Genomic DNA, 19,390 nt, shown 5'->3' with positions numbered 1-19,390 from the left:
CACTACACCATTCACTGGACGATATGTTTCAAGATAACCCGCTGCTGGCGCAGCTAAAACAGCAACTTCACACTCAGACTCCACGCGTCGAAGGCGTAGTTAAAGGTACTGAGAAAGGCTTTGGCTTTCTTGAGGTAGACGGGCAGAAAAGTTACTTTATTCCGCCACCACAGATGAAAAAAGTTATGCATGGCGATCGTATTGTTGCCACCCTTCACACCGATAAAGATCGTGAAATTGCTGAGCCGGAAACTCTGGTTGAGCCATTTTTATCTCGCTTTGTCGGCCGTGTGCAACGAAAAGATGACCGCCTGTCTATTGTTCCTGACCATCCTCTGCTGCGTGATGCCATTCAATGTCGTCCAGTGCGCGAACTGACTCACGATTTTCAGACCGGTGATTGGGCGGTGGCGGAAATGCGCCGCCATCCATTAAAAGGCGATCGCGCCTTTAATGCTGATCTGACTGCTTTTATTACGGATAGTGAAGATCACTTCGTGCCATGGTGGGTGACATTGGCGCGCCATAATCTGGAGCGTGAAGCGCCAGCCATGGTTGAATCAGCACTGCACGATACCAACCTGCAACGTGAAGATTTGACTGCGCTTAATTTTGTCACTATCGACAGCGCCAGCACCGAAGATATGGATGACGCCTTGCATGTGCAAGACAACGGTGACGGCTCGCTGTTGTTGACCATTGCTATTGCTGACCCTACTGCTTATGTCGATGAAAACAGTGAGTTGGACTTAATTGCCCGTAAACGCGCATTTACCAACTATTTGCCGGGCTTTAACATCCCGATGCTACCACGGGATTTATCCGATAATCTCTGCTCACTGCGACCCAATGAGCGCCGCCCGGTATTGGTGTGCCGCGTCACTATCGCTGCTGATGGCACGCTCGGTGATGACATTCATTTCTCTGCCGCCTGGGTTGAGTCGAAAGCCAAACTGGTTTATGACGAAGTTTCTGACTGGTTGGAAGGCTGTGGTGACTGGCAGCCGCAAAATGCCGAAATTGCCGAACAAATCACCTTATTAAAACGCGTTTGTGATGCCCGAAGCCAATGGCGTCAGGCGCATGCACTGGTATTTAAAGACCGGCCAGACTACCGCTTCGTGTTGGGTGAAAAAGGCGAAGTGCTGGATATCATTGTTGAGCACCGCCGCATTGCTAACCGTATTGTAGAAGAGTGCATGATTGCCGCTAACGTCTGCGCCGCTATTGCGCTGCGTGATAATCTTGGTTTTGGCATATATAACGTGCATACCGGTTTCGATCCGGCGCTGGTTGAGCAAGCCGCGAATGTGTTGCAGGCCAATGGCGTGGAAGCCGATCCGCAAGCGCTGCTGACCTTACCTGGTTTCTGTGAATTGCGCCGTCATCTGGATGCATTGCCAACCCAGTTCCTCGACAGCCGCATTCGCCGGTTCCAGACATTCGCTGAAATCAGCACGGTTCCCGGCCCACATTTCGGTTTGGGGCTTGAAGCTTATGCCACCTGGACCTCGCCAATTCGTAAATATGGCGATATGGTCAACCATCGTCTACTTAAAGCCATCATTACCGGCCAGCAAGCGGAAAAACCACAGGACGACATCACGGTTCAATTGGCCGAACGCCGCCGTTTGAATCGCATGGCTGAACGTGATGTCGGTGATTGGTTGTATGCCCGTTACCTGCAACCGATGGCCGGCACGGATACACGCTTCCCGGCGGAAATCATTGATGTCACGCGCGGTGGCCTGCGGGTGCGCTTACTGGATAACGGCGCAGTCGCCTTTATTCCCGCGCCATTTATTCATGCGGTGCGTGATGAAATGGTGTGCAGCCAGGAAACCGGCACCGTCCAAATCAAAGGTGAAACGGTTTACAGCCAGAGTGATAAAATCGAAGTGCGCATTGCCGAAGTGCGGATGGAAACACGTAACGTGGTGGCCCGCCCTGTGGTTTGATGTTTAGAATCAATATATTATTAATTATATCCTAAATAATTCGAGTTGCAGGTAGGCGGCAACGGAATGAACACAAGGAGTTGAGATAACTCAATGACTTGGGTAAGTGAAGGCAGCCAACGCACATGCAGCTTGAAGTATGACGGGTAAAGCCGTGGTGATGCACAACATCCCACGGCTTTTTTATGCCCCAACCTCATTATGTTACCTACCGCGCTTCCCAGTCGGATAGCCGTCACAATATGTAAGAAAATAATTCTAATAGTGAGCAAAAAACATTTCGCTCATCACAGTTCTCACTTTCGCTACTTTTCTTTCACATTAAAGCTCCTATGTTAACTAACGGTTTGCATCTTTTTTCCCAAACGGGTGCTGATTGCCGTTAAATTCCCCCCATAACAAGGAGTCGTTACCCATGAAAAACGTCAAGACTGTCGTCATCTGGCTGACCGTCGCGTTAATAGGTGCATTCGCGTTTGCCATGCTGGCATTGAGCCGAGGCGAACATGTCAATGCTATCTGGCTGGTGATTGCCTCAGTAGCCTGTTACAGCATCGCCTACCGCTTTTATAGTCTGTTTATTGCCAAGAATGTCTTTGAGCTGGATGACCGCCGGTTAACCCCTGCTGAACGACGTAATGATGGTCTGGATTATGTTCCGACTAATAAATGGGTACTCTTCGGCCACCACTTCGCCGCTATTGCCGGAGCCGGGCCGCTAGTTGGGCCGATTTTGGCCGCCCAAATGGGCTTCTTACCCGGCACTATCTGGATTCTGGTGGGTGTGATGATGGCCGGTGCGGTACAGGACTTCCTTATCCTGTTTATCTCAACCCGCCGTGATGGCCGCTCATTGGGGGAAATGGCGAAACAAGAATTAGGGGCATTTGCTGGTGTCATCACCATGCTGGGTGCTTTAGGAGTGATGATCATCATCTTGTCCGCTCTGGCATTGGTGGTGGTTAAAGCTCTGGCAGACAGCCCGTGGGGCTTGTTTACCATTGCAGCCACCATCCCCATTGCGCTATTTATGGGCGTCTACATGCGCTTTCTGCGCCCCGGTAAAATCGCCGAAGTATCATTGATTGGTTTTGTGTTAATGATGGCGGCAATTATTTATGGTGGGAATATTGCCGCTCACCCTTACTGGGGGCCGTTCTTCACCTTGCACGGCACCACCCTGACCTGGGTGTTGGTCATTTATGGTTTTATCGCCTCCGTACTGCCGGTATGGCTGCTGTTGGCGCCCCGTGACTATTTATCAACCTTCCTGAAAATTGGCGTCATTATCGGTTTGGCAATTGGTATTGTGTTCGCCATGCCAGAAATGAAAATGCCTGCCGTCTCGCGCTTTATTGATGGCAGTGGCCCGGTCTTCTCCGGCAGCCTGTTCCCATTCCTGTTTATCACTATCGCCTGTGGTGCTATTTCGGGCTTCCATGCGCTGGTTGCCAGTGGTACTACACCAAAACTGGTGGAACGCGAAAGCCATACCCGCTTTATCGGATACGGTGCGATGCTGATGGAATCATTCGTCGCCATTATGGCGCTGATTTGTGCATCGGTTATCGATCCGGGCGTGTACTTTGCCATGAACTCACCGGCAGCACTGATTGGCACCACGGTAGAAAGTGCCTCGCAAGCTATCAACAGTTGGGGATTTGTCGTCACACCTGAAATCCTGACCATGATTGCCAAAGATGTCGGCGAGAACTCAATCTTATCTCGTGCCGGTGGCGCACCGACCTTCGCGGTTGGGATGGCGCATATCATCAGTGAAGTCTTTAATAGCCGCAATATGATGGCGTTCTGGTATCACTTTGCCATTCTGTTTGAAGCGATGTTTATTCTGACCGCTGTTGATGCCGGTACCCGTGCCTGCCGCTTTATGGTGCAGGATTTGGTCGGCGTGGTAGTGCCCAGTTTGGCGAATAACCGTTCATGGTTTGGCAACCTATCCGGCACCACGGTCGCGGTAGCTTGTTGGGGCTTCTTTGTTTATCAAGGAGTGGTCGATCCGCTGGGTGGCATTAATACCTTATGGCCACTATTCGGTATCGGTAACCAGATGCTGGCATCAATGGCGCTAATTTTAGGGACGGTGGTGCTGTTTAAAATGAAGAAGCAGCGCTATGCTTGGGTAACCATCCTGCCAACAATTTGGCTGTTTATTACCTCAATGACGGCGGGCTGGCAGAAGATTTTCCACGAAAAACCGAGTATTGGTTTCCTGGCTCAGGCGAAGAAATTCTCGGCTGGTGTCGAGCAAGGGGTATTGATTGCCCCAGCCAAGAGCATTAAGGACATGGAAACCATTGTGTTTAACAACCAGATCAATGCCGCTTTGTGTGCCTTCTTTATGCTGGTGGCAGTGACCATGTTGATTTCATCTTTCTTCGTGATTCGGCGCGCGCTGAAATCCAGCAAACCGACTACGCATGAGACTGAAATTGTATTGCGTGAGGAGACTGTTCGTGGCTAATGCCGGTATCCCACTGCGCAGGCAGCAAAACCATCTGTTGCAACGGCCATTTCCAGCAGGGCCGCGTCAGATTACGCGCTGCGTACCGCTGCTGGTACCCGTCGTCGCTCACCCGACCACCTGGTGGGCTTGGGTACGTTTGATTGCGCACCGGGTAGCTCAGAGTTTTCGTCTGATGGTGGGGGTGCAGGATTATGGCAATTATGTGAATCATATGCGCCGTCACCACCCTGATACGCCGCCGATGACTGAACGTGACTTCCATCGTTACTGTCTGGAAGCCCGCTTTCCCAGCAAAGGTGGTAAATTGGGAAAATGCCCTTGCTAGGATAAAAACCAGACCTTTGACCAGGTTGATTCGCGGGGAAATGTGCCGCATGGGTCGTAGCAGCGTAAGCTGCCGGAGCGCCCATCGGTGCAATCGCCCCGCCAGTCATCGTGCTAAAAATAGCTTTGCCAGCACCCGCAAAACTTCATAAGAGTGCTTACTCAACAAGTGACAACGTAACGCCCGTTTAATGTCTAAACGGGCGTTTTTGTATGCTTTAGTCCATGAATGAAACACTAGCTCAAGATTGCTGAGCCAAATGCGCCCTGCCAGTCATGCTCAAACTGCTCTACAGCGGCTTTAACCGCTGGAGTGCTGATAAACTGCTCGGCGACATCCACGGGAATGGTCACGGACTGACAACCCGCCAGCAGGCAATCCAATACCTGCCGAGGTGTCCGGAAGCTGGCTGCCAGCACTTTAGCGCCCGGCGCATGTAAGGTCAGCAATTGCTGTAACTCCCGTACCATCGCGATGCCATCGCCACCCTGCGCATCTAGCCGGTTAACATAGGGAGCAACATATTCAGCTCCGGCTAATGCCGATAATAGCCCTTGCCCGGCACCGTATACCGCGGTACCCAATGTCGGAATTGACATCGTTTTCAATTTCTTAATTGCTGCTAACCCTTCTGCGGTGGCTGGCACTTTGATCACCAAACCAGGAACGCGTTGGGACAGTAATACCGCCTCCGACACCATCAGTTCGCTGTCGCTGGCCAACACTTGGGCGAAAAGTTTACCGGTTCCCCCCAAAGCATCGCGCAGCGCAGGGAGCACTTCCCAAATAGGTTTGCCCGCTTTTGCCAGAATACTGGGATTGGTCGTAACACCCTGCAAAGGCAGAACTCGCGCCAGACGTTTAACTGCGGCCACATCTGCTGTGTCGAGATAAAGCTCCATAACAACCTCCAAGTTGGATTATTAAGCGGTCATACTGATTAACCAAATGACCAGAACGGCAAATAAAATAACGAAAAATCATTAGCTGCAATCATAGTTGAACCATTAATCAATAATGTGATCTTTATCAAGTATCTTTCATTCGAAAGTGAATTATACTTCAAATGAAAGTTTATTTATTTGGCAAAGCTATGATGAACCCAAGACAGCAAACGATTTTGCAACAGGTGAATGACAACAAACGCGTGAGTGTCAGGGAGTTGTCGCAAGCGACCCATGTATCAGAAGTCACTATTCGACAAGATCTCAATCTGCTGGAGAAACGGGGCTTAATTAAGCGCGTGCATGGCTTCGCTGTTGCCCTGGAAAGTGATGATATTGATGTGCGTATGATGCGCCATTTCTCAACGAAGCAAAAACTGGCCAATCACGCCGCCTCGCTGGTTAACGACGGTGAGACAATATTTATTGAAAGTGGCAGCAGTAACGCCCTATTGGCCCACCAACTGGCAAAGCGGCCTGGCATCACACTGGTGACGGTAAGCGGCTACATTGCCCGGCAATTAAAAGACTCAGCTTGCGAAGTGATTCTATTGGGCGGGATTTATCAGAAGAAAAGTGACAGCATGGTTGGCCCACTGACACTACTGTGCTTACGTCATGTGAACTTCAGCAAAGCATTTATTGGTATTGATGGCTATCACACCAATACCGGATTCACCGGGCGCGATGTGCTGCGGGCCGAGGTGATTAACAGTGTGTTGGCTAAAGGCGCAGAGAATATTATTCTGGCGGATGCATCAAAATTTGGTCAGATCCATCAGAACCTGTTGACCCCTATCTCTGCCGTCAACAGAGTCATCACGGATAATCGCCTGCCCACCAGCTATCAACAACAGTTAGCGACCCATGGAATTCAAGTCGATATTCTAAGTGAATAAATCGGAGCAGCAATGGCAGACATCACCTTCACCCGCGACCAAACCCAACGCATGACATACAAACTGCAGCGTTATCTGGAGCAAGAGCACAATATTGAGTTGGAAGATTTTGACGCCGAATTTTTACTGCAATTTATCAGTCGCGAATTGGGTGCACATTTTTACAATCAGGGAATCAATGATGCTATCGCGCAAATCGAGGCAAAAATGCTCGATATCAGCGACTCGATATTATGGTTAGAAAAACCCGTGCAAGACTAAACACGGGCGGCAGCCAAACTCAGTTTTTATTGCCCATAATAGGCATTTTTCCCGTGCTTGCGCAGGTAGTGTTTATCCAGCAATTGTGGCTGCATTTCCCCCAACTGCGGGTTCAACTGGCGTGAGAAAATCCCCATATAAGCCAGTTCTTCTAACACGACCGCATTGTGTACAGCATTATCAGCATCAGTTCCCCAGGCAAATGGCCCGTGTGAATTCACCAGAACGGCGGGCACATCTTCTGGTTTAATGCCCCGATCAACAAATGTCTCGACAATGACATTACCGGTTTCCCACTCATAACGGCCGGCAATCTCTTCTGGTGTCATCAGGCGGGTACAGGGGATTGCGCCATAGAAATAATCCGCATGCGTGGTGCCCCAGGCGGGTAAATCCAACCCCGCCTGCGCCCAGATGGTGGCGTGGCGTGAGTGCGTATGCACGATGCCGCCGATTTGAGGGAAATTAAGGTAAAGCACCCGATGCGTGTCGGTGTCCGACGAAGGCTTCTTACTGCCCTCCACCACTTTGCCGGTTTCCAACTCGACGACCACCATGTCATCCACTGTCATCACGTCATACTCAACGCCAGAAGGTTTAATCACCAGCAGGCCGCTTTGCCGATCAACAGCACTGACATTTCCCCAGGTGAAAGTGACCAGATTATGGCGTGGCAGTGCCAGGTTAGCAGCAAGCACCTGCTGCTTCAGTTCGTTGAGCATCGTCGTATCCTGAATAACTGAATTTGTCTCATTTTCAGCGCCACAGGTGAGAACCGGTATGGGATAAATAGCTATAAACTGCGTACAGATCGGCTGGAAAGTGCAGTCTGAGAGATACACGACCGGTGATGAAGGTTTTTTGAGTACAGACAAGGGGTTAATTGTGTTTTCGACCTAAGATAATCCTTAATTCCCTACCTTATGCGTTCAAATTAGGACTATTTACCTATTAAATGAATTATGGGTAATTATACTAGATTCTATTGATGAAGAAACCAGTTCTCAATATTAATTCCAAATTTAAATCAAAATGGCGTTTTTTATTCTAAGTACAAATGGAATGAGCTGACGCTTAATATTAATATAATGCCTATACTGAGTAAGGTAAGTTTGATTCAGTATGGATTCATACTCAGCCAACGTGAGGAGAATAATTATGATGATCAATAAGAGATTTGCGACTGCCGCATTGGCACTAACGCTGGCCCTATCACTATCTGCATGTTCCAACATGTCAAAACGTGACCGTAATACCGCCATCGGTGCCGGTGTCGGGGCTGTTGGGGGCGCGGTGCTGACTGATAGCACATTGGGTACTCTGGGTGGTGCGGCTATTGGTGGGGTTATTGGCCATCAGGTTGGCAAATAACTTTATCCTTCGTTCTTGAAACTGTAGCGTTGTTGGCGGCTCTCATGCACCCGAATCACTGACATAAGTCAGCTCATCGGGATTTATTCGTTTGCCGCCTAGCTACAGTCCCAATAACTTTGGATAAAATTTTGTGTTGTTGAACCTATAGCGATAACAAAGTTGATTGACGGGGAAATGTGCCGCATGGGTCGTAGCAGCGTAAGCTGCCGGAGCGCCCATCGGGGCAGTCACCCCGTCAAACGACAAACAATAAAGCAAAATATTGTCATTCCTTTCAACCCCCTGCCAGTTTGACTTTCATCCCTTTGGCTTCGAGCAGTTGCTTAAGAAGATCGCGTTTATCCCCTTGAATTTCAATGATGCCGTCTTTAATCGAACCACCGCAACCGCACTTCTTCTTCAATTCTGCGGCCAGTTTTTCCAGCATTTCGTCACTGCCATCAATACCGGTAATCAAACACACGCCCTTGCCTTTGCGACCACTGGTTTGACGCTGGATACGGACAATACCATCGCCTTTAGGCCGCTGCGGTTTGACTTCAGGCTCAGTGATGCGGCCAGTGTCGGTTGAATAAACCAAGCGGCTATTATCATGACTCATTATGCCACCTTAACCAGAGAGGCCAGAATATCGGTCAGAGCTTTTTCAGGATCGGGAGATTGGGTGATCGGGCGTCCTATCACCATATAATCCACCCCCGCCGCTACCGCTTGTTCTGGTGTCATGATACGGCGCTGATCGCCAGTGTCACTGCCTGCTGGGCGTATACCCGGTGTCACCAGTTTGAAATCTTCACCACACACCTGCTTTAAGCGCACCGCTTCATGGGCAGAACACACGACACCATCTAAACCGCAATCCCAGGTTAATTTCGCCAACCGCTCGGCATGTTCGGCTGGGGTGATATTAATACCAATATCACGTAAATCTTCGCCATCCATGCTGGTAAGCACCGTCACGGCAATGAGTAATGGTGCTTGCTGACCAAAGGGTAATAACGCTTCTTTGGCTGCGGTCATCATGCGCATCCCCCCGGTGGCATGGACATTCACCATCCACACGCCCAATTCCGCCGCCGCCGCAACCGCACGGGCGGTGGTGTTAGGAATATCGTGGAATTTCAAATCCAGAAAGACTTCAAAGCCACGCTGATGCAAGTCTCGAACAAGTTGCGGGCCATATAACGTGAACATCTCTTTGCCTACTTTTAGCCGGCAATCCCGTGGGTTAACACGATCAGCAAAGGCTAACGCCGCGTCTTTATTGGCATAATCCAGTGCGACAACGATCGGAGAAGATATTGAGCCACTGTTATTAGTTTTAGTTGCAGACGTCATTTTCAAGCCTTTTTCAGTCAGTTAGTCATGATAACAGCAACATTCTACAGGGTGTGTCACTGAAATTACAGCAGTCGGCAGTGTGAGTTTAGCCACCCTTTGTCAGGCTTTTTCTGGTTACGTAGATTTATGCAAAAGCAGGCGTACTTCTTATACCCGCAGTTAAGTAAAAAAGTTTCAAGAAACGTAAAATGTCATTCGAATTTTTTGATGATAAAAATCAATTTTTTGTGATTTTATTTAAACAACCCTGCGCTATGATGCACTCCATCGCCAGACAGTGATTGTCTATATCATGATTTAAATAATAATTTGTTATTTAAATGGTAAATAAGTAACAGGAGTTCTACATGAAAAATATTAAATATATCATCCCTGCATTGGCCCTTTCTTTCGCTTCATTTGCCAGTGTTGCTGCCACACAGATCCAGCATGCCCCGGCAACAGGCTTGAGTGAGATTGGCATCGTTGCCGCCAGCAATGCCGGAACATTAACTGAATTAGAAAACGCACTGGCGAAAAAAGCAGATGAAGCCGGCGCAACCTCATATCTGATCACCTCTGCGACTGGTAATAACAAATTGCACGGTACGGCGATCATTTACCGCTAATAAGTGACGAAGGGGAAAGGTGGTTTCAGCCACTTTTCCCCGCGAGTAAAATTCTGTTCCCCAGAACGGAAACAAACTCAACTTTTCCCGGCGCCATGTGCCGTTTTGCGCGTCGGGAGGTTGAGGATCAGATGTGTGATTATCCCCCCGATCAGCCCCCAAAACGCGGAACCGACCCCCAACAATGTCACGCCGGATGCGGTTATCAAAAACGTGATAATTGCTGCATCACGCTGACATTCATTTTCCAGCGCACGATACAAACTACCGGCAATAGTGCCAAGCAAGGCCAGACCAGCAATAGTGTGGATGAGCGCGACCGGCAGTGCAGTAAACACCATACCGATTGAGCCACCAAATACACCGGCGATCAGATAGAAAAACCCGGCAGCGACCGCCGCCATATAACGTTTTTTCGCATCAGGATGGATATCCTGCCCCATGCAGATCGCCGCCGTAATCGCCGCGATACAGACGGTAAACCCACCAAACGGTGCTAAAACCAGCGCGGTCAGTGCTGTCCATGAAATCAGGGGGGAAACCGGTAGATTGTAACCATGCGCTTTCAGCGTAGCGATGCCCGGCGCATTTTGTGAGGCCATTGTCACCACGAAAAACGGAACACCGATGCCGAGAAGGGTTGAGATTGTGAAGTGCGGCATGACAAAGACGGGGGTGGCAAAGATCAACGTCTGGCCGTGCAGCGCAATATTGCCCTGTAATCCGGCCACCACCAGCCCGGCGACCAGCGCGAGAACAATCGCATAGCGCGAAAAGGTTCGTTTTGCCAATAGATACACCAGACACATGGTGCCAGCTAGCGCGAAGTTACTTTGTAACGAGGTAAAAGCGTCCAAGCCAAACCGCAACAAAATCCCGCCTAACATCGCCGCCGACAGTGCCTGAGGAATATAATGCATCAATCTGGCGAATAAGCCGGTCACGCCACACAGCAAAATAAGTCCGGTGGCAAACACAAACACCCCAATGGCTTCATTGACCGATGTACCGGGCAAACTGGTCACCAATAGCGCAGCACCCGGTGTTGACCAGGCGGTGAGCACTGGCGTGCGATAATACAGCGATAAACCTATGCTGGTGACCCCCATTCCCAGCCCAAGCATACTCAGCCAACCACCGATTTGTGCCACACTGGCCCCTGCTGCTTCCGCTGCCTGAAAAATTATTGCTGCGGAGCTGGTATAGCCGACCAGAACAGCGACAAAACCGGCGATAACCGCAGAAAAAGTTAAATCTTGCAAACGGAAACGCGATGCCATTGGGGAAAGTCCTTCTGATTAGCGAATGCCAGCGGTATGCTGTCGTGCGTTATAACGTACATCTATTGCACTCAACATATCATCGTGCGCTATAACGCACAATTGTGTTCAATAAAGAAATGTGTTCGCTAAAGAGTCGCGCCAGAGGAGCCAAAAATGAAGCAGCTTACCCACCATATTGGCAGCCAACTGAAAACTGTTCGCCACGAACGGGGTTGGAGTTTGAGCCAGACGGCGGAAAAAACCGGTGTCAGTAAAGCGATGCTGGGGCAAATTGAACGCGGCGAATCCAGCCCGACAGTGGCGACGCTGTGGAAAATCGCCAGTGGCCTGAACGTCTCTTTCTCACAATTTCTCGAAACACCGCCTGCGCAATCTGCTGCACTGCACCGTCATGGCTTACTCACCACATTCAATAGCGAAACATCGGGAATGCGCGTCGTGCCATTGTTTCCCTATGACGCCACACTGCGCATGGATATGTTTGTTATCGACCTCGCACCGGGTGGATGCAGTGAGTCAACGCCACACGAAGCCGGCGTGATTGAACATGTGATTGTTATTGAAGGGGAACTGATACTCACTGTCGATGGCGTGACCCGAGCTCTGACCACCGGTGAGGCGCTACGATTTGCGGCTGATTGCCCACACAGCTATCGCAATGAAAGCGGCCATTCTGTGCGCTTCCACGACCTGATACATTATCCACACAGTCGCCCGTAACCTGCATATTTCTCCGGCGTAACTGGCTTTACCCGTCGGTTACGCCAAACCATAATCCTCCATCACTTCAGATCACCTAACCTGCTGCGCATTGTCTATTTCTGAAACCGCCAAATGTGAATTTTTTGTGACAGTTATGTTATCCACTGGACAGTTTCATTTTCCTCGCTTAGCTTGGTATTTTCCCCTAAGTTGAAGGTTATATGATGAGCGAAATATCTACCTTAACCATTAAAATCCCTCTGGAATTAAAAGAGAAAATCAAAGCTGCCGCCTTAGAAAAACAGTTTTCCCTCAGTACCGAAGTCTGCGAAAGATTAGAAAAAAGTTTTACGGTCGATGTTAAAAACGCTAAGAGCAGCCGCAAAGATGCCAAATTGCATCACAGCGAGATTGATAACCAAGGTGTGGAAGAAATTTCAGAACAGCCGTTGAGCCAGAAGGAATTGAAGAAACTGCGACAACTGCTAAAAGCACCACAGAAGAAAAAATAGATCATTTCACGACTTGCCCATCGGGTGATTCAGTTCACCCGACATCGCTAATTTATTGACCATCCAACCCTCTGATTGGCTTAACAGACGCCCAGGCACGACAAGACGGGCAATGCCAATAGAGTGAGTGCGCGGTAAAACCACACTTGTGGCAACGATAACGCGGTTTGGTGCGGATTTGCTCGCCAACCATATCGCGCAACAACAGTAAGCTCTCTTTGGCGCGCCCTTCTTCAGCATCTGCCAAGTGGTAGTCCATCAACCGATAGAAAACGCGCATGGTTGGATGGCGTTGCAATTGGCGATTAATATAGGTTTGCGCCACATCGCGGCCTTCATGCTGTTCCAGAATTTCCGCCAACATTAACTCAGCCGTCGCGCCAGTATTATCTTCAACACAGCGTTTCAGGAAATTAGCCCAGGCTTCGGGTTGTTGTAAGTGTTGATAGCATTCACTCAGCATCGGCAATGCTTCGCTGACCACTTCTTTATCTTGCTCCAACACGCGCTCCAGCGCTTCCACGCCCTTCGCATACTCACCCTTGGCCAGATACACCCGACCTTGCATGATAGACACTCTGGCGCACTGTTTGTCTGCTGAGGCCGCTTTTTTCAACAGGCCCATGGCCTTGTCAAGATCATCACTTCCCATGGCTTGCAATGCCAATTCGCAATAAAAGTGAGCAATTTCCAATCGCTGATTATCTTTCCCCATCTTGACCAGTTTTTCCGCCACTTCGATGGCATTGTTCCAATCACTGGTCGCCTGATGGATAACTAATAACTGCTGTAATGCGCCAAGGCGGAAATCTTGCTCCTCAACCAATTGGTTGAACATATCCTCCGCCCTGTCATATAAACCAGCCGCCATATAATCGCGGCCCAATTGCTGGATAGCCAACAAACGCTGTTCAAAAGTCAGGGAGGCACTTTCCATCAAGGCTTGATGAATGCGGATAGCGCGGTCAACTTCACCACGGGAGCGGAACAAATTACCTAACGTCAGATGTGCTTCAACTGTTGAACTGTCTTCTTTCAGCATTTCAAGAAACAGATCAACCGCTTTGTCTTGCTGGTTTGAGAGAAGGAAGTTAACCCCGGCCACATATTCACGAGACAGGCGATTCGCATCCTGCTGCTTATCCTGCTGAGCACTTCTGCGCCCCATATACCAACCATAGGCGGCAGCGACTGGTAACAGCAGAAACAGCATTTCTAACATAGAAAATTATTCCTTGCTGACGGCAGGTGTGGATGCAGTCGCACTGGGTTCAATCGGTAGCTCTTGCTGCGATTCAAGGCGTTTAATTTTCCGCTCTGCACGACCCAATGAAATTCGAACCCGCAGATAAAAAAGCCCACAAATAATCCATCCCAGCACTAAACCGGCGGCAAACAGCGTGGCCAACAAGGTAGAGATGCGATATTCGCCCTGAGCCAATAAATAATTGAAGGTAACGACCTGATCGTTATTTGCTCCGAGCGTGACTGATATCACGAAAATGACGAGCACTAACAAAAAAATCAGCAAATATTTCACGTTTTTTCCTAAAGGCCGAATCAACCTGATGAATTATGCCAAAAATGTGGCGTCCTTACTTAACAAATTAGCACTTCCTCACCCCGCAAAGAAACCCTGTACCAAGATAAAGCACCGAACGGATGCTCGATAGAGATTATTTTAAGCAACTTTATTGCAAATACTTAATTGTTAATAAGAAGTAATTGCCTCATTTTAGTCATGATCGCGCTTTTCAATCTCATGCTGTTCCTGCGGGGGAATATTCAACGGGCCGAACCATCGCTGCACCAAACTGCATACCATCGCGACTAACAAACCGCTAATTATCGTGGCCGCCATTAAATCGCCTGGCCAATGCATACCTAATACCAGACGGCTCATCATCACGCCCTGCGCCCAGATCATCAGGAAAATAACCGTTTTATAGTGTCGCCGGGGCCATAACAATCCGACGGCCAATAATGCCCAACTGGCAGCAAAAACCGTGTGGCCGGAAGGAAAGGCAAAGCCAGTTTCAAACTGCCAGTGACTGCTCAACCACGATGGGATCGCAGATTGATTCTGCAATTGTTGTTTAATCAACTTACTGCGCTCGGAACGCGGTAAAGAATAGAAAAAATGATTATCAATATGATGCTCGGCCTCAAGCCACACCACAAACGGCCGAGGTTCCTGCACATGCTCTTTAATCAGCGATTTCAACCCCTGCCCCACAACAATAACCAGACTCAGTATAACCAACAAGCCAATAGCCGGTTTGAGTCGAAAACGCAGACACCATAAAAACCAGCCACCGAATAATATGCTGGTAACGATGCCCCACGGCGCAGTCACCGTCTCTGTCACCCAAAACAGCCCTTTTAACCAACTTTCACCGCCACCCGGTTGCCACTGCCAACCGGAAAGCCAAATGACAAAGGTTGGCAGCAGTAAAATAAGCGCTCCCACGGTGATTCGTTTTGCTATATTCCACATCTGCGGCCCTTTCTTTCTGGCAATATCCACAACATATTACCTGTGGTGATAGCACGATTTATATAAGTGCTATATCGATAAAATATAAGTCTCTCTATCCATTGATAACATACACAAATTTTTATCATTACTGAAATAAGTCTTAGATAGACATTCTCGCCAGCCTTATTGCTGCTTTGTTGAACAGCGGCATGTCAAAAGTTATGGCAATATAGCTAATAATGATCGCAGAAAAATTTTATTTAACCTTATGCCCTAGCCAACAGGGTATAGCAGGCATTCACGGTAGGGTATGCGACAACCTATCTAAGGGTATGAAGTTATAATATGAACAGCAAAATGCAGCTAAAACGTGTAGCAGAAGCCAAATTACCGACCCCTTGGGGTGACTTCCTGATGGTCGGTTTCGAAGAGTTAGCCACCGGTCATGACCATCTGGCATTAATATTTGGCGATATTAGCACTGACGAGCCGGTGCTCTCCCGTGTTCACTCTGAGTGTCTGACGGGTGATGCTCTCTTTAGCCTGCGTTGCGATTGTGGTTTCCAGTTAGAAGCTGCATTGGCACATATCGCCGAAGAAGGCCGTGGTGTACTGATTTATCATCGTCAGGAAGGCCGTAATATTGGTTTACTGAATAAAATCCGCGCTTATGCTTTGCAAGACTTAGGTGCCGACACCGTTGAAGCTAATCATCAACTCGGTTTTGCTGCCGATGAACGCGATTTCACGCTGTGTTCTGATATGTATAAGTTATTGGGTGTCAAAGCCGTGCGCTTGCTGACCAATAACCCGAAGAAGGTCGAAATTCTCTCCGAGGCCGGGATCAATATCGTTGAACGCGTGCCATTGATTGTGGGGCAGAATCCTAAGAACGAACACTATATGGCCACCAAAGCCGCCAAAATGGGCCATTTGTTGACCAAATAATGGCCTGGCCCTTCCGATTGCTGACAACGTCAAATGAAGGGGCATCGTGCCGTTGGGGTCGTAGCGACGTAAGTCGCCGAAGTGCCCCCAGGCGCGGTAACCCCTTCACTCACCAAATCGTGACACTGTCACGTAACTATCGGTTTATTACAACATTTTGCGGATCACATAATGCAGGATGCCGCCATTTTCGAAATAAACCAATTCATTGCCAGTATCTATGCGACAGCGGGTATCAACCTTTTGTTGCCGTCCATCCACATAAGTGATGGTGACAGGGACTGTTTGCCCTGGAGCCAAACTTTGTAACCCACTGATACTAATAGATTCATCACCGGTCAGGCCCAATGTTTTACGATTAACACCCTGTGGAAACTCCAGCGGCAGAATTCCCATTCCGATTAAATTCGAACGGTGAATACGTTCGAATGATTCCGCGATAACAACGCGCACGCCCAGCAACCTCGGCCCCTTAGCTGCCCAGTCACGGCTAGAACCGGAGCCATATTCCTTACCGGCAATCACTGCCAGCGGCACATTCTCTTGCTGGTAACGCATCGCCGCATCATAGATAGCCATTTGATTTTGAGATGGAATATGGCGAGTGATCCCCCCCTCGACACCGGGTACCATTTCATTGCGGATACGAATATTGGCAAAGGTTCCGCGCATCATCACTTCATGGTTACCGCGGCGAGAGCCGTAGGAGTTAAATTCTCTAATCTCCACGCCGCGATCACGCAGATAGCGGCCTGCTGGGCTATCCAGCTTGATATTACCTGCCGGTGAAATGTGGTCGGTGGTAACGGAATCGGCCAAAATAGCCAGAATACGGGCATGATGGATATCCCGCACCGGTTCCGGTAATGCTTTCATATCACTGAAGAAAGGCGGCAAACGAATATAGGTGGAGTCACTCTGCCAATCATAAGTTGGCGTGCTATCGACTTGAATGCCCTGCCACTCTTCATCGCCATCAAACACCGCAGAATACTCTTTGCGGAACATATCCGTTTTCACTTCTTCAACCGCGTTGGCGATCTCAAGGCCAGTCGGCCAGATATCTTGCAGATAGACTGGATTGCCTTGCGGATCGTTGCCCAACGGGTCTTGCGTCAAATTGACATTCATATTGCCAGCCAAAGCATAAGCAACCACCAGCGGTGGCGAGGCCAGCCAGTTAGTTTTGACCAAGGGATGAATGCGCCCTTCAAAGTTGCGATTGCCGGACAGCACAGCACCTACCGTTAAATCACCCTCTTTGATAGCCTTTTCTATTGGTTCTGGTAATGGGCCGGAGTTACCGATACATGTGGTGCAACCATAGCCCACCAGATTAAAGCCCAAATTATCCAGATAAGGCGTTAAACCGGCTGACTTAAGATATTCAGTGACGACTTTCGAACCGGGAGCTAATGACGTTTTCACCCAGGGTTTGGTTTTAAGCCCTTTTTCTGCGGCTTTTTTAGCCAATAAGCCGGCCGCCATCAATACACTGGGGTTGGAGGTATTAGTACAGGAGGTAATGGCCGCGATGACCACAGCACCTTGTTCCAACTCATGGGTTTTGCCGTCCAGAGTGAAGGATACATGACTCACTTTGTCTTTTTTGCTATTAACTTCCAGTTCTTCAAAAGCATTAAACGCCAAAGGGACTTTCGGCAAAGCAACTCGGTCTTGCGGGCGTTTTGGCCCCGCCAGACTGGACTCAACCGTACTCAGATCAAGTGATAACTGGCTGGTAAACACCGGCTCATCCCCCGGATGGCGCCATAACCCTTGAGCTTTGCTGTAGGTTTCCACCAGCGCTATCTGTTCATCACTACGGCCACTTAAACGCATATAGCCCAAAGTGACATCATCAACCGGGAAGAAGCCGCAGGTGGCACCATATTCCGGTGCCATATTGGCAATAGTGGCGCGATCTGCCAGGGGTAAATCCGCCAGACCATCACCGTAAAACTCGACAAACTTACCCACTACACCATGTTTTCTCAGCATCTGCGTTACTGTCAGCACTAAGTCAGTAGCGGTGATCCCTTCCCGCATCTTGCCGGTCATTTTGAAACCAACGACATCAGGAATAAGCATGGATACCGGCTGACCCAACATCGCAGCTTCGGCTTCAATACCGCCCACGCCCCAGCCCAGGATCCCCAGACCGTTAATCATGGTGGTATGAGAGTCGGTTCCTACCAGAGTATCCGGGTAAGCCACCTCCTTGCCGCTCTGCTGTTCATGCCAGACGGTTTGCCCCAGATACTCCAAATTCACCTGATGGCAAATCCCGGTGCCCGGCGGCACTACGCGAAAACGGCTAAAAGCTTTTTGTCCCCAGCGCAGGAAGATATAGCGTTCGTGGTTACGTTCCATTTCCAGGCGAACGTTTTCACCAAATGCCGCTTTATCCCCAAACTCATCGACGGTGACCGAGTGGTCGATCACCAAGTCAACTGGTGATAACGGGTTAACCTGTGCCACATCACCGCCAAGACGTTGCACCGCTTCGCGCATCGCGGCTAAATCCACTACCGCCGGGACACCGGTAAAATCTTGCATTAAGACGCGTGCGGGTCGATAAGCGATCTCTTTGTCTGCATGGCCAGTCTGTTGCCACGCCACAATAGCTTTAAGGTCATCCTCTTGAACCTGCTCACCGTCCAGATGGCGGAGCAAATTTTCTAACAACACTTTCAGTGATTTAGGTAATCGGTCGATATCCCCCAGCACTGCCGCCAATTGCGGCAGGCTGTAATAGTGATATTCGTGATTGAGGGCGACCAACCTGGCCATACTCGTTTTTCGCAAATCCAACGACATAGCGCCTCCATTGTTTCTTATCGTGTTCTAAGCCACATTCATCATCACAAGGCTATTCCCTTGAAATTATGAGGTCTGCATTAAATATAACACAAAGAAACATTAACATTTTGGCAACAATGGCGATTAATTGCAGCGATAGGTGTAAACAGTGGTATTGTGTTAATTGATTGGATTTGTATTATCCACCAGAAACAACATCGTCCCATTCTAAATCATCTTTGGGACGATGCTCAAATTCATCATTTATTTCTTTAAAATCGAAAGCGAATTTAATTTTATCATTTTCTATTTGTTCAAGATCCGTATTGTCATTATCTATATCTTTATTAATATCTTCAGATAATTTCATTGCCATTTTTTCAAAATTATTAACAGTACACTCATCCAATTCTTGCACTATATGATCATCTAACGAATCAAGCATATTAAAAACTGGTTTAAATGATTG

General features: G+C 48.9%; 20 protein-coding genes. 10 read left to right on the top strand and 10 right to left on the bottom strand.

The genetic code is table 11. The features are described from left to right. Positions 1-23 precede the first annotated feature (23 nt). From HU019_RS11595 to HU019_RS11585, 3 genes are all read left to right on the top strand, one after another. The gene (locus HU019_RS11595) at positions 24-1,958 is read left to right on the top strand and encodes an exoribonuclease II (protein ID WP_174849581.1); all 1,935 of its coding nucleotides are present in this window, start codon (positions 24-26) and stop codon (positions 1,956-1,958) included. A gap of 415 nt (positions 1,959-2,373) precedes the next feature. After that, positions 2,374-4,440, top strand: a complete 2,067-nt coding sequence (locus HU019_RS11590) for a carbon starvation CstA family protein (RefSeq protein ID WP_174849582.1) — start codon at positions 2,374-2,376, stop codon at positions 4,438-4,440. Beyond that, positions 4,433-4,768 carry a YbdD/YjiX family protein gene (locus HU019_RS11585; RefSeq protein WP_235921285.1) on the top strand — a complete coding sequence of 112 codons (336 nt, stop codon included), beginning with the start codon at positions 4,433-4,435 and terminating at the stop codon, positions 4,766-4,768. The genes HU019_RS11590 and HU019_RS11585 overlap by 8 nt, the downstream gene beginning before the upstream one ends. Positions 4,769-5,004: 236 nt before the next feature. On the opposite strand, the gene fsa is transcribed toward HU019_RS11585, so the two are convergent. After that, a complete protein-coding gene (gene fsa / locus HU019_RS11580) occupies positions 5,005-5,670 on the bottom strand; it encodes a fructose-6-phosphate aldolase (protein WP_005169909.1) in 666 nt (221 codons plus the stop codon). 194 nt (positions 5,671-5,864) lie between these two features. On the opposite strand from fsa, the gene HU019_RS11575 reads away from it, so the two are divergent. Then, entirely contained in the window at positions 5,865-6,611 is a 747-nt protein-coding gene (locus tag HU019_RS11575; RefSeq protein ID WP_174849594.1) for a DeoR/GlpR family DNA-binding transcription regulator, read from the top strand. Positions 6,612-6,623: 12 nt separating this feature from the next. After that, positions 6,624-6,872, top strand: a complete 249-nt coding sequence (locus tag HU019_RS11570) for a DUF2164 domain-containing protein (RefSeq protein WP_174849583.1) — start codon at positions 6,624-6,626, stop codon at positions 6,870-6,872. Between the two features lie 26 nt (positions 6,873-6,898). Here the strand turns inward: HU019_RS11570 and araD are convergent, their stop codons facing one another. After that, positions 6,899-7,594: an L-ribulose-5-phosphate 4-epimerase gene (gene araD / locus HU019_RS11565; RefSeq protein ID WP_174849584.1), complete on the bottom strand. Its 696-nt coding sequence runs from the start codon at positions 7,592-7,594 to the stop codon at positions 6,899-6,901. Between the two features lie 433 nt (positions 7,595-8,027). Between araD and osmB the strand changes: the two genes are divergently transcribed. Continuing rightward, on the top strand, positions 8,028-8,243 hold the full coding sequence (gene osmB / locus HU019_RS11560; protein WP_174849595.1) for an osmotically-inducible lipoprotein OsmB: 216 nt from the start codon (positions 8,028-8,030) through the stop codon (positions 8,241-8,243). A 277-nt stretch (positions 8,244-8,520) separates the two neighbouring features. On the opposite strand, the gene yciH is transcribed toward osmB, so the two are convergent. Next, positions 8,521-8,847, bottom strand: coding sequence for a stress response translation initiation inhibitor YciH (gene yciH / locus HU019_RS11555; protein WP_019079480.1), 327 nt, complete (start codon positions 8,845-8,847; stop codon positions 8,521-8,523). Continuing rightward, positions 8,847-9,584 carry an orotidine-5'-phosphate decarboxylase gene (gene pyrF / locus HU019_RS11550; protein ID WP_174849585.1) on the bottom strand — a complete coding sequence of 246 codons (738 nt, stop codon included), beginning with the start codon at positions 9,582-9,584 and terminating at the stop codon, positions 8,847-8,849. The genes yciH and pyrF overlap by 1 nt, the downstream gene beginning before the upstream one ends. Positions 9,585-9,934: 350 nt before the next feature. Between pyrF and bhsA the strand changes: the two genes are divergently transcribed. Further along, positions 9,935-10,195: a multiple stress resistance protein BhsA gene (gene bhsA / locus HU019_RS11545; protein WP_174849586.1), complete on the top strand. Its 261-nt coding sequence runs from the start codon at positions 9,935-9,937 to the stop codon at positions 10,193-10,195. A gap of 77 nt (positions 10,196-10,272) precedes the next feature. On the opposite strand, the gene HU019_RS11540 is transcribed toward bhsA, so the two are convergent. Continuing rightward, a complete protein-coding gene (locus HU019_RS11540) occupies positions 10,273-11,475 on the bottom strand; it encodes a benzoate/H(+) symporter BenE family transporter (protein ID WP_174849587.1) in 1,203 nt (400 codons plus the stop codon). 156 nt (positions 11,476-11,631) lie between these two features. Here HU019_RS11540 and HU019_RS11535 point away from each other — a divergent pair, with 156 nt between their 5' ends. Together HU019_RS11535 and HU019_RS11530 are read left to right on the top strand one after the other, a co-directional pair. After that, a complete protein-coding gene (locus HU019_RS11535; protein WP_174849588.1) occupies positions 11,632-12,198 on the top strand; it encodes a helix-turn-helix domain-containing protein in 567 nt (188 codons plus the stop codon). A 206-nt stretch (positions 12,199-12,404) separates the two neighbouring features. Then, entirely contained in the window at positions 12,405-12,692 is a 288-nt protein-coding gene (locus HU019_RS11530) for a hypothetical protein (protein ID WP_174849596.1), read from the top strand. A 52-nt stretch (positions 12,693-12,744) separates the two neighbouring features. Here HU019_RS11530 and lapB read toward each other — a convergent pair whose 3' ends face one another. The 3 genes from lapB to pgpB form a co-directional block, all read right to left on the bottom strand. Continuing rightward, entirely contained in the window at positions 12,745-13,914 is a 1,170-nt protein-coding gene (gene lapB / locus HU019_RS11525; RefSeq protein WP_174849589.1) for a lipopolysaccharide assembly protein LapB, read from the bottom strand. Positions 13,915-13,920: 6 nt separating this feature from the next. Continuing rightward, positions 13,921-14,232 carry a LapA family protein gene (locus HU019_RS11520; RefSeq protein ID WP_174849590.1) on the bottom strand — a complete coding sequence of 104 codons (312 nt, stop codon included), beginning with the start codon at positions 14,230-14,232 and terminating at the stop codon, positions 13,921-13,923. A 195-nt stretch (positions 14,233-14,427) separates the two neighbouring features. Next, the gene (gene pgpB, locus HU019_RS11515) at positions 14,428-15,189 is read right to left on the bottom strand and encodes a phosphatidylglycerophosphatase B (protein WP_174849597.1); all 762 of its coding nucleotides are present in this window, start codon (positions 15,187-15,189) and stop codon (positions 14,428-14,430) included. 339 nt (positions 15,190-15,528) lie between these two features. Here pgpB and ribA point away from each other — a divergent pair, with 339 nt between their 5' ends. Then, on the top strand, positions 15,529-16,119 hold the full coding sequence (gene ribA, locus HU019_RS11510) for a GTP cyclohydrolase II (RefSeq protein ID WP_050075620.1): 591 nt from the start codon (positions 15,529-15,531) through the stop codon (positions 16,117-16,119). A 147-nt stretch (positions 16,120-16,266) separates the two neighbouring features. Here the strand turns inward: ribA and acnA are convergent, their stop codons facing one another. Together acnA and HU019_RS11500 are read right to left on the bottom strand one after the other, a co-directional pair. Beyond that, positions 16,267-18,939 (bottom strand): aconitate hydratase AcnA, encoded by a 2,673-nt coding sequence (gene acnA, locus HU019_RS11505; protein ID WP_174849591.1) that lies wholly within the window; start codon positions 18,937-18,939, stop codon positions 16,267-16,269. A gap of 181 nt (positions 18,940-19,120) precedes the next feature. Next, on the bottom strand, positions 19,121-19,390 hold a 270-nt coding region (locus HU019_RS11500; protein ID WP_174850489.1), incomplete at its 5' end, for a hypothetical protein.

The sequence above is a fragment of the Yersinia artesiana genome, from assembly GCF_902726545.1.
In the GTDB taxonomy this organism is placed as follows: Bacteria; Pseudomonadota; Gammaproteobacteria; order Enterobacterales; family Enterobacteriaceae; genus Yersinia; species Yersinia artesiana.
This window is presented reverse-complemented; position numbering and strand designations above follow the sequence as displayed.